Origin of the sequence: Kingella bonacorsii (assembly GCF_016623605.1) — a bacterium.
GTDB classification, from domain to species: Bacteria; Pseudomonadota; Gammaproteobacteria; order Burkholderiales; family Neisseriaceae; genus Kingella_B; species Kingella_B oralis.
Map to the genome: position 1 here is coordinate 23,272 of NZ_JAEHNZ010000007.1, position 9,562 is coordinate 32,833.

Sequence of the window (9,562 nt, forward strand, 5' to 3'; positions counted from 1 at the left end):
TGACAAATGTATTTAAATTTCGTTGCGTGTGGTAGAGTTATTCGTGTAATATTCGTTCTATTTTATTTGTTAAATATAGAGGGGGTAGATATGAACCTATTTGATTTGTCTCGTCGCGCCACCCGAAGATTGTTTGGAGCGCCGCAAAAAGCAGATACAACCCATGCTCGTGTGATTGTGGAAAGCAATGGCATAGTGCGCACTAATTATGATAATGAAGAAGTGCGCCGTGATTTGTTGCGCGAAATGCGTAAATTTGAGGATTTTAAAGTGGAGCGCAAATAATGGCGTTGTTGGTTGTGTTGTTGGTTTTGGTGTTGGGGTATTACTATGCTGCCCATATACCATCAGAACAGATTAAATTAAGACGAAGCGCAGGCTGGGAAACTTATGTTTATTTAGGGTTTCACGGACTGCGCTTAATTTTGAATGGCGCAATGGCTTGGTTAATCTTGACTGTGCCGTTATACGCTGTGCTATGGATATTTGACGGCATAGCGGGCTGCTTGCATTTCACGCCTGATTTAAGCGGCGCAATGGTGCGTTTGGCAAAATATAGGTTGTTTGACGATATTCAGGTTTATCACGTTGTTATTGCTTTGCTTGCGTTGGGAGATTGTAAGAATGGAATCAAGAAACGTAACGAAGAAGATTGGCGTCAGAAAATCAAACATTACGATGGAATGCTGCGGATTGTTTGGCAATCTTTGCACACGCAAGTGCCTATTCGTATTTCGCTTAAATCGCGCAAGGTTTATGTAGGGGTGGTGTCGCAAGAGCAGTTTTCCAATCCAGAATCAGATTATATGTTGATTGTTCCCTTTCTGAGCGGCTATCGTGATAAGGATTCGCTTGATATTTTCTTTGACTGCAACTATCACTCGGTTTACCAAAAATATGGCTTGTTTGATGATGATGATTTAAGTAAACAAGAGATTTTGGAGCTGGATGATTTTCGCACCGCCATCCGCATAAGCGAGATTGAAAGCGTGTCGTTTTTCAAAATAGAAGTATTTAATGATTTTGAGCGGTATAAAAAAGGGGAATATGCAGAAAAAACCGAATAACCCCCAAAACGCGCGTTTGCCGCGTTTTTTTGCGCTTGGGCTATCTATCCCCATCCTTGCCCCTTTATCGCAATCTGCGCGCGTTTTAAACGCCTTTTAAACACTATTGCTGCGCCGTTATCCCAAGGCAGCCTGAAAAATAGCTTTCAGGCTGCCTTTTTTGCGCGGCGCAATCAGGCAAAACGGGGGCGCAGCCGTGCCACTCTTTGTCTTGTTTTGCTGCGCTCATAATGCCGCCATCCCATAAAGGACAACCCATGAAACGCAAAAATCAGCATTTGGCGTTAGCCGCTTGCAGCTTTGAGGTGTTGGGGCAAATGGGCAAGCGCATTCAGCTTTTGCCTTATGGCGAGTTTCGCGCGATTGACGGACGACCGACCGATGCGCCCGCTTGGTTTTTAACCGAGGAGAACGGGCACGATGTGGCGGCATTAGCCAATCAAGCGCGCACGCAGTTGGTGGTGGATTATGAACACCAAACCTTGCACAAGGAAACCAATGGGCAGCCTGCGCCAGCGGCGGGATGGATGACGTGGCTGGAGTTTACCCCACGCGGTTTGTTTGCCGAGGTGGATTGGACCGACAACGCCCAACGCCTGATTGCCAACCGCGAATACCGCTATATATCGGCGGTGTTTGCTTATGACACGCAAGGCTATGTGCGCAAACTTTTGCACGCGGCTTTAACCAATTATCCCGCTTTGGACGGCATGGACGAGGTGCTCGCCGCCGCCAGCGCGCAATTTTTACCCCCAATGGAGACGCAAAACCCCATGAATGCTTTATTACAACAGCTTTTTGGCTTGCCAAACGCAAACGAAGACCAATTGAAAGACGCTTTAACCGCGCTTTTGGCAGCCAAACCCCAAACCGTCGCCCTGAGCGCGCAGATGTTTCAAGACATCGCCGCCAAGGATGAAAAGATTGCGGCGTTATCGGCGCAAGTGGCGCAGGCAAAAAACGCGCCTGCCAACACTCCTGATTTAACCCAATACGCACCGGTGAGCGTGGTGCAGGAGCTGCAACAGCAAATTGCCGCGCTCACCGCCCAGCGCGATGCCGATAAGGGTGCGGAGTTGATTACTGCTGCGCTGGCGGCGGGCAAATTGCTGCCTGCGCAAAAAGAATGGGCAGAGGGTGTGTTGAAGCAGCCGAACGGCTTGGCGTTTTTGAGCGGCTTTATTGAGCAGGCGCAGCCGATTGCCGCGCTGGCGGGCAACACGCAAACGCAGGCAGCGGGCGCAGGCGACGCGCATAAAGTGGCCGCTTTAACGGCGGAGCAAAAAGCCGCCGCCAAGATGCTGGGCATGAGCGAAGCCGATTTTGCCCAAACGCTAAACGGCGATAAGGCAGCCTGAAAAAACAAAACATGGAGCGGGCGCGATGCCGCCGCAAGATTTTTAACCCTTTAACACAAGGAAATCCACATGGATAAAGCCGCGATTTTAACCGCGCTAACCGCGCAGTTTCGCAAAGAATTTCAAAACGGCTTGGCAAGCGTAGAGCCCAGTTTTTCTGCCATTGCCATGACCATCCCCAGCAGCACCGCCACCAACACTTATGCGTGGCTGGGCAAGTTTCCCAAAATGCGCGAATGGGTGGGCAGCCGCCAAATCGGCAAGATGGCGAAGCAGGCGATGAGCTTGGAAAACAAGAAGTTTGAAGCCACGGTGGGCGTGGAGCGTACCGATATTGAAGACGACCAAGTGGGCATGTATCGCCCGATGATGCAAGCGATGGGCGAATCGGCTGCCACGCTGGCTGATGATTTGGTGTGGGGGTTGTTGCCCAAGGGCAAAACCACGCTGTGCTACGACGGGCAGAACTTTTTTGATGCCGACCACCCTGTGTTTGCCAACAACGATGGCACAGGGGCAAACACCCCCACCAGCAACATCACCACGGGCACAGACAACGATGCGCCGACTTGGTATGTGGTGGATGACACCAAAACCTTGAAGCCTTTGATTTTCCAAGAGCGCACCGCGCCCGAGTTTGAAACTAAGTTTGACCCATCCAAATCCGACAAGGTGTTTATGGAGGATGTGTATTTATACGGCAGCCGCCGCCGTTGCAATGCGGGCTTTGGCTTGTGGCAACTGGCGCACATGGCGGAAAAAACCGCGCTTAACCGCGCCAATTTGGCAAAAATCATCGCGCAGATGATGACGATTAAGGCAGACGGCGGTTATGTGCTGAACGTGAAGCCCAGCCTGCTGGTTGTGCCGCCGCAATTGGAAGACGCTGCGCGCGAATTGTTGGAAGCCGACAAAATCAACGGCACCACCAACACGTTTAAAGGGCGTTTAAAGCTGCATGTGAGCGTGCATTTGGCGTGATGGCGCAGGCAGCCTGAAAACCGAGCGGGGAAGCGGCAGCCGCCGCGCCCCTAAACCATAAGGAAAAAGCTATGGCAAAAAACACACCCCAAACCCCAACGCAGCCTGAAAACGAAGCGGATAAGGTTGAGCAAAGCGCAACTACCCCTGAGCAGGAAGCACAGGCTGCCTTGCAAGCGGAAAACGCCGCCTTGCAGGCAGAAATCACCGCGCTGCGCGAAGCAAACGCTGCCTTAACAACCGAGCGCGATGCGGCGCAAGCTGCGCTATTGGCGGCGCAACAAGCAGCCGCCCAAGCAACCGCAACGCAGCCCGAAAACCCCGATGCCGACCCACGCCAAGCCATTTTGGCGTGCAGCGCGGACGGCGTGGAATTCTGGCGCGGCGGCGTGTTGTTTAATGGCGCATGGCAAACCGTTTACCGCGCCGAAGTGGGCGAAGAGGCTTGGCAGCGCATTGTGAACGAGCCGCGCTTGCGCATTAAATCGGCGGATGAATATGGCGCATAACGCTGTTTACGCCGATATGGGCGACATGGTGGCGCGCTTTGGCGAATTGGAAGTGTTGCAGATTGCCGACCGCAATGCCGACGGCGAGATTGATGCGGATGTGGTGGCGGTTGCCCTTGCTGATGCCAGCGCGGAAATTGATGCGTATTTGGGGCGGTTTAAACAGCCGTTTACCGAAACGCCGCCGATTTTGCGCCGCTTGGCGTGCGACATCGCCCGCTATCGTTTAACCGCCACATCGGGCGTGTTGATTACCGACGAAATCCGCAACCGCTACAAAATTGACGTGTTGGAGCTGCTTAAAGCCTTAGCGCGTGGCGATGTGCAACTGGGGCTGGATAGCGCAGGGGCACAAGTGGCGACATCGGATAGCGGCGTGGTGTTTGCCAACAACAAAAACCGAATCTTTGCACGAGATACCACATGATAACCACCCAAATTGAGCAAGCCATTTGCCTGCGGCTGCAACGCGGCTTGGGGCGCATGGTGCGCACAGTGAAAAGCTACAACGGCGAGGCGGACGACCTTGCTGCGCAAATCAAAACCCTGCCTGCGGTGTGGGTTACTTATGGCGGCAGCAGGGTGGAAACCATCAGCGGCGGCAGCCGTTATCAAGACACCGCCACCTTTGCCGTGATGTGCGCCACGCGCAGCTTGCGCAATGAAGTGGCGCAGCGGCAAGGCGGCGTGGTGATGCAAGAGATTGGCAGCAATGATTTGATTGATGCGGTGCGCCGCCTGCTGGATGGGCAACGGCTGGGGCTGCCTGCTGCCGATAGCAGAGGGCTGACCCCCAAAGCCATCCGCGCCATTGCCAACCACACGCTGGTGCAGCAGGCGGCGGTGAGCGTATATGCGCTGGAATATACCCTGCGCTTGAACCGCTGCGCTTTGGAAAACGACCGTTTCCCCGAGCCGCAAAGCGACAGCACGCATCCTGATTATGTGTTTACCCGCTATCAGGGCGAGACGAGCGCGCCTTATCCGCCGTTTGAATATTTGGATGGCTTGATTTTTGACCCCCAAGCCGAAAACGCCAAAATCCCGCTGACGGCGCAATTTTGGCAAGACTGACCGTTTACCTTGAAGGAAACCGCATGAATAAAATCATGGTAGTAGCAGAAGTGGGCTTGCGTGTGCCGCTGGCGCATAACCCGCATGAATATATTGAGCAAACGCCTGTGGAAGTGGATGGCGATGATGTGTATTACCGCCGCGCCATTGCCGATGGCGATTTGCTGATTTTGAGCAACGATGCGCCGAGCACTGCCGAGCAGTCCAATCAGCAGCATGAAAACGGGCTTGCAGGTTTGGGCGAAAGCCAAAACGCGAAGAAAGGCAAATAACCATGGCAGAACACATTAGCTTTGACACCATCCCCGGCAGCATCCGCGTGCCTGGGCAGTATATTGAATTTAACACGCGCAATGCAGTGCAAGGTTTGCCGCAAAACCCGCAATCGGTGCTGCTGCTGGCGCCGATGTTGGCAAGCGGCACGCACGAGCCTTTAACCCCTGTGCAATTGTTTAGCGATGCGCAGGCGGGTGATTTGTTTGGGCGTGGCTCGTGGGCGCAATTGATGGTGCGCCAAGCGTTTAAAAACAACGCTTATTTGGATTTGACCGTGATCGGCTTGCCCGACCACAGCGCGGGCGTAGCCGCCGCAGGCAGCCTAAAAATAGACGGCACGGCGCAAACTGCCGCCAGCATCAGCATCACTATCGGCGGCGTGGCGGTTGCGGTTGCGGTGTCTGCCAACCAAAGCGCGGCGGAGGCGGTGGAAAAACTGGCGGCGGCGGTGAATGCTGCTGCCCTGCCTGTATCGGCAACTGCCGAGCAAGGCAGTCTGAAATTGACCGCGCGCAGCAAGGGCGCAATCGGCAACGAAATTAGCCTTGCCTGCGATATGGGTGCAAGCGGCTTTACTGGCAGCATCACCGCCATGAGCAACGGCGCACAAAACGCCGACATCGCCGCCGCGCTGGATAAGGTGGCAGGCAAGCATTACCACATTATCGTGTCGCCGTTTAGCGATGCAGCCAATGCCAAAGCGTTGAGCCAACACATCACCCAAGTATCCAACGCCATTGAGCAGCGCGGCTGCATCGGCGTGATTGCCCAGCGCGGCACGATGCCGCAGGGCGCAAGCCTGACCGCCCAGCTAAACGACGGGCGCATCACCTGCGCTTGGTATAAGGGCGCAGCCGAGGCGTGCGGCATCATCGCCGCGGGCTATGCGGCGGTGCTGGCGTTTGAGGAAGACCCCGCCCGCCCATTGAACACGCTGGAAATCAAAGGGCTGAACATCACGCCCGATGCGCAATGGCCGCTGTTTAACGAATGCAACAACGCGCTGTATAACGGCTTAACGCCGCTGACGGTGGTGGCGGGCAAGGTGCAGATTATGCGGGCGGTATCCACCTACACCAAATCGGCAGCGAATGTGGACGACCCTGCGCTGCTGGACATCACCACCATCCGCACGCTGGATTACACGCGCCGCGCGATTAAAGAGCGCATTGCTTTGCGCTTTCCGCGCGACAAATTGAGCGACCGCTTGCTGCCCAAGGTGAAAAGCGAGATTTTGGATGTGCTGTTAAAGCTGGAACAAGCCGAGATTATTGAAAACGCCGAAGCGAATAAGGGCAAATTGGTGGTGAGCCGCAGCTTGCAAGATGCCAACCGCGTGAATGCGGTGATTCCTGCCGATGTGGTTAATGGCTTGCATGTGTTTGCAGGGCGGATTGATTTAATCCTATAAGGCAGCCTGAAAACCGCTTGATATACCCAAACAGGGCGCGGCAAGACCAACGCGCCCCATCATCAACACCCAATACAAGGACAACACCATGAGCGATGCCACCTATGCCGGCGCGATTATTATGGAAGTGAACGGGCGCGATGTGGAAATCATCAGCCTGAAACCGCAAACCACCACAGGGCGCAAGCCGGTGAAAACCATGAACCGCCAAGGGCGCGTGATGGGCTATGCCGACGGCGTTACCGAGCATAAATTGAGCGCGACCGCCGCCATTCCGATTGACGGCACAGAGATTGATTGGGGCAACATCACCCGCGCCAAAATCACCATTTACCCCATCAACCAAGAAGACAAGCGCGTGTCGTATTTGGATTGTTTCAGCACCGAAATCAGCGAGCAATACGAAGCAGACAACGAAGCGCGCATTGATATTGAATTGATTGCGCTGCATAAAATTGTAGAATAAGGATAACCCATGAAGCACAGTTTTACCCTGCAATACGGCTTGGAATACGAGGGCAAAACCCATTTTCAGGCTGCCTTAAAGCCGCTGACTATAGGTGGCGAACTGAACGCCATGGATGCCATAGACAGCCTGCCCGCGCTGCCTGAACACGCCAGCGAAGCGCAGCAATCGCGCCGCGCGGTGCAAGAGACGCTGATTTATTGGGCGCAGCAATTATCGGTGGACGGCATCCCGCAAGACATCATCACCGCCGATTATCTGCTCAACCATTTGAGCGGCGCGGATTACAGCCAACTGGTGGACGAAATGGAAGCCTTGCGCTCAAAATCCACCGCCGCTACGGAAGCCCCCGCGCCCCCCGCAGCGGCAGCCTGAACAGCCCGCGTAGCAGCCAAACCGCCCATCAGCAATACCGCCAAGCGGTGATTATGCTGGCACGCGCGGGGCTGGGCGCGGCGGACGTGCGCGCCATGTGCCACGCCGAGCTAACGGCATGGCTGCAAGATTTGCTCGCCAGCATGGGCATTCACAGCCCCACAGGCGGCGAAGTGATTGTGTCGCGGCGGCTGCCGAAACCTAGCGCGTAAACCTTTGGGCGCACGGGGCGAAGCCTTTACCATCTATCCCTATCTAGCCTTTAAACGATAATTAACCATGAGTTAATTTAAGTTTAAAGGCTATTTTTTATGGCAAATGGCAATATGAATTTGTCGTTGACCCTATCGGCGCGCGATGGCGGGGCAAGACGCTTATTGCAACAAACACAAGAGGAATTGGCGCGGCTTAACAGGGCGCAAGCTGCCCGCAATCGCGCCAATCGCCCTTATGAAATCGCAGGCGTGCGCGCCGAGCGCGAGATTCGCCGTGAAATCGCCCAAACCCAAGCCGCCTATAACCGCCTTGCCCGCAGCGGACGGGCATCACACAACGATTTAGCCCGCGCGGCAACGGCTACGCGCAACCGCATCCGCGAACTGAATGATGAGCTGCGGCAGGGCGCGGGCGGCTGGCGCAGCCGAATGGGGGCAATCGGGCGCGGTGCGGCAACGGTGGCGGCGGGCAGCGCGGCAGCTTATGCGGCGGTGCGCCCCGAAGTGGAGCGCTATAAGGCTTTGGATATGCGCCTGCGCGAGGTTACTTGGGCGGCGCATGGCGAAACGCGCGGCGCGGATACGGCTTGGCTGCAAGCGCAGGGCATGGCGCAAACCAAAGCCCTTGCGCTGGCATTGGTGCAGCAAAACGGTGGCAGCAGCGATTTGGCATTGGATACGCTATCGGGGATGCTGGCTAACGGCATGAGCTGGGCGGATGTGCAAAAAAACGCAGCGGCAACGCACGCGATGGCACGCGCGGCAGGCGAAAACGGGCAATACGATGGCGCAGCCGCCGCCAAGCTGGCGAAAACCTTTGCTGATAACGGGCTGGATGTGGCGAAGGCATCGCAAATGGCGGCGCAATCGGGCATGCAGGGCACGTTTGAGATTGCCAACATGGTGCGCGATTTGCCCGCGCTGCTGCCCGATGCCAAGGCGGCGGGTTTTGGCGGCGAAGCGGGCTTGGCGTATCTGCTCTCCGCCCTGCAATCCGCATCCAACAAGGCGGGCAGCCCTGACGAGGCGGCGAACAATGTTAAAAACGTGTTGCAAAAAGCCTTATCCGCCGACACCACCAAACGCATGGACAAGTTGCTGAAAACGTCGGGCAGCAAGGCGGATTGGCAAAAGATGGTGTTGGAAGGGCAAAAGCAGGGCAAAAACGCGGTGCAGGTGTTGGCGGATTTTGCCCAAACGCTGTTGAGCAAGGACAAGGGCTTTCAGGCTGTCAAAGCGCGGGCGGATAAGGGCGACGAGCTGGCGCAGCAGCAAATGGCGACCATGCAGGCGTTTATGGTGAGCAAACTGATGCCTGATATGCAGGCGCGGGCGGGCTTGAATGCGATGATGGATGCCGAGCAGATGCGCCAGTATTTTGACGGCTTGATGGGCAATAAAACCGATGTGATCGGCGGCAAAAACCAGTTTATGGCGTTGGGCGAGGCGGCAAAACAGGAAAAGGCGCAGGCGGAAAAGGAATTGAGCCTGCAAAGTTCGCAGTTTTTCGCCACGGTTGCCGAGGGCGAAACCAAGCTGGCGCAATTGACGGCGCAGTTTCCTGTTGCCACCGAGGCGTTAAAGGCATTGGCAGCGGCAGCGAGCGCGGCGGCATTGGCGCAAGGGGCAATGGCAATGCTGGGGCGTGGCGGCGGCGCAGGTGGGGCGATGGGACGCATGGGCGGCTGGCTACGCGGGGCGGCGGCAAGCGTGGGTGGTTGGTTTGCCGCGCGTGGGGCGCAGGCTTCGGTGGCAGCAACACGCGCAGGGCAGGCAATCGGCGGCGTGGTGCGCGGCGCGGGCAGTTGGCTGGGCAATGCGGGCAAGGGC

14 protein-coding genes are annotated in these 9,562 nt (G+C 55.9%); 13 read left to right on the top strand and 1 reads right to left on the bottom strand.

The genetic code is table 11. From position 1 onward, the window contains the following. Window positions 1–6 precede the first annotated feature (6 nt). Window positions 7–285 carry a hypothetical protein gene (locus JDW22_RS13410; protein ID WP_200523458.1) on the top strand — a complete coding sequence of 93 codons (279 nt, stop codon included), beginning with the start codon at window positions 7–9 and terminating at the stop codon, window positions 283–285. After that, on the top strand, window positions 285–1,067 hold the full coding sequence (locus JDW22_RS13415; RefSeq protein WP_200523459.1) for a hypothetical protein: 783 nt from the start codon (window positions 285–287) through the stop codon (window positions 1,065–1,067). The genes JDW22_RS13410 and JDW22_RS13415 overlap by 1 nt, the downstream gene beginning before the upstream one ends. A gap of 103 nt (window positions 1,068–1,170) precedes the next feature. Here JDW22_RS13415 and JDW22_RS14060 read toward each other — a convergent pair whose 3' ends face one another. Beyond that, complete coding sequence (locus tag JDW22_RS14060; protein ID WP_268884252.1) at window positions 1,171–1,296, bottom strand: hypothetical protein; 126 nt, start codon at window positions 1,294–1,296, stop codon at window positions 1,171–1,173. A gap of 28 nt (window positions 1,297–1,324) precedes the next feature. On the opposite strand from JDW22_RS14060, the gene JDW22_RS13420 reads away from it, so the two are divergent. From JDW22_RS13420 to JDW22_RS13470, 11 genes are all read left to right on the top strand, one after another. Further along, a complete protein-coding gene (locus tag JDW22_RS13420; RefSeq protein ID WP_200523460.1) occupies window positions 1,325–2,425 on the top strand; it encodes a phage protease in 1,101 nt (366 codons plus the stop codon). Between the two features lie 69 nt (window positions 2,426–2,494). Then, window positions 2,495–3,406, top strand: a complete 912-nt coding sequence (locus JDW22_RS13425; protein ID WP_200523461.1) for a Mu-like prophage major head subunit gpT family protein — start codon at window positions 2,495–2,497, stop codon at window positions 3,404–3,406. A gap of 71 nt (window positions 3,407–3,477) precedes the next feature. Continuing rightward, window positions 3,478–3,915, top strand: a complete 438-nt coding sequence (locus tag JDW22_RS13430) for a hypothetical protein (RefSeq protein WP_200523469.1) — start codon at window positions 3,478–3,480, stop codon at window positions 3,913–3,915. Further along, the gene (locus JDW22_RS13435; RefSeq protein ID WP_200523462.1) at window positions 3,905–4,342 is read left to right on the top strand and encodes a gp436 family protein; all 438 of its coding nucleotides are present in this window, start codon (window positions 3,905–3,907) and stop codon (window positions 4,340–4,342) included. Before JDW22_RS13430 ends, JDW22_RS13435 begins: the two co-directional genes overlap by 11 nt. Next, entirely contained in the window at window positions 4,342–4,989 is a 648-nt protein-coding gene (locus JDW22_RS13440; RefSeq protein WP_200523468.1) for a phage protein Gp37, read from the top strand. Before JDW22_RS13435 ends, JDW22_RS13440 begins: the two co-directional genes overlap by 1 nt. Window positions 4,990–5,012: 23 nt before the next feature. Further along, complete coding sequence (locus JDW22_RS13445; protein WP_200523463.1) at window positions 5,013–5,261, top strand: DUF2635 domain-containing protein; 249 nt, start codon at window positions 5,013–5,015, stop codon at window positions 5,259–5,261. A gap of 2 nt (window positions 5,262–5,263) precedes the next feature. Next, window positions 5,264–6,676, top strand: coding sequence for a phage tail sheath subtilisin-like domain-containing protein (locus JDW22_RS13450; protein ID WP_200523464.1), 1,413 nt, complete (start codon window positions 5,264–5,266; stop codon window positions 6,674–6,676). Window positions 6,677–6,764: 88 nt separating this feature from the next. Continuing rightward, entirely contained in the window at window positions 6,765–7,142 is a 378-nt protein-coding gene (locus JDW22_RS13455; protein WP_200523465.1) for a phage tail protein, read from the top strand. 9 nt (window positions 7,143–7,151) lie between these two features. After that, window positions 7,152–7,517: a hypothetical protein gene (locus JDW22_RS13460; RefSeq protein WP_200523466.1), complete on the top strand. Its 366-nt coding sequence runs from the start codon at window positions 7,152–7,154 to the stop codon at window positions 7,515–7,517. Between the two features lie 53 nt (window positions 7,518–7,570). Continuing rightward, a complete protein-coding gene (locus JDW22_RS13465) occupies window positions 7,571–7,729 on the top strand; it encodes a hypothetical protein (protein ID WP_003797407.1) in 159 nt (52 codons plus the stop codon). 99 nt (window positions 7,730–7,828) lie between these two features. Next, window positions 7,829–9,562, top strand: a 1,734-nt coding sequence (locus JDW22_RS13470; RefSeq protein ID WP_200523467.1) for a phage tail tape measure protein, incomplete at its 3' end; no start/stop codon positions are given.

Bases quoted from the DNA above. Each gene is read 5' to 3' on its own strand.
- JDW22_RS13410 (WP_200523458.1), top strand. From the start codon at position 7: ATGTATTTAAATTTCGTTGCGTGTGGTAGAGTTATTCGTGTAATATTC.
- JDW22_RS13415 (WP_200523459.1), top strand. From the start codon at position 285: ATGGCGTTGTTGGTTGTGTTGTTGGTTTTGGTGTTGGGGTATTACTAT.
- JDW22_RS14060 (WP_268884252.1), bottom strand. From the start codon at position 1,296: ATGAGCGCAGCAAAACAAGACAAAGAGTGGCACGGCTGCGCCCCCGTT.
- JDW22_RS13420 (WP_200523460.1), top strand. From the start codon at position 1,325: ATGAAACGCAAAAATCAGCATTTGGCGTTAGCCGCTTGCAGCTTTGAG.
- JDW22_RS13425 (WP_200523461.1), top strand. From the start codon at position 2,495: ATGGATAAAGCCGCGATTTTAACCGCGCTAACCGCGCAGTTTCGCAAA.
- JDW22_RS13430 (WP_200523469.1), top strand. From the start codon at position 3,478: ATGGCAAAAAACACACCCCAAACCCCAACGCAGCCTGAAAACGAAGCG.
- JDW22_RS13435 (WP_200523462.1), top strand. From the start codon at position 3,905: ATGGCGCATAACGCTGTTTACGCCGATATGGGCGACATGGTGGCGCGC.
- JDW22_RS13445 (WP_200523463.1), top strand. From the start codon at position 5,013: ATGAATAAAATCATGGTAGTAGCAGAAGTGGGCTTGCGTGTGCCGCTG.
- JDW22_RS13450 (WP_200523464.1), top strand. From the start codon at position 5,264: ATGGCAGAACACATTAGCTTTGACACCATCCCCGGCAGCATCCGCGTG.
- JDW22_RS13455 (WP_200523465.1), top strand. From the start codon at position 6,765: ATGAGCGATGCCACCTATGCCGGCGCGATTATTATGGAAGTGAACGGG.
- JDW22_RS13460 (WP_200523466.1), top strand. From the start codon at position 7,152: ATGAAGCACAGTTTTACCCTGCAATACGGCTTGGAATACGAGGGCAAA.
- JDW22_RS13465 (WP_003797407.1), top strand. From the start codon at position 7,571: ATGCTGGCACGCGCGGGGCTGGGCGCGGCGGACGTGCGCGCCATGTGC.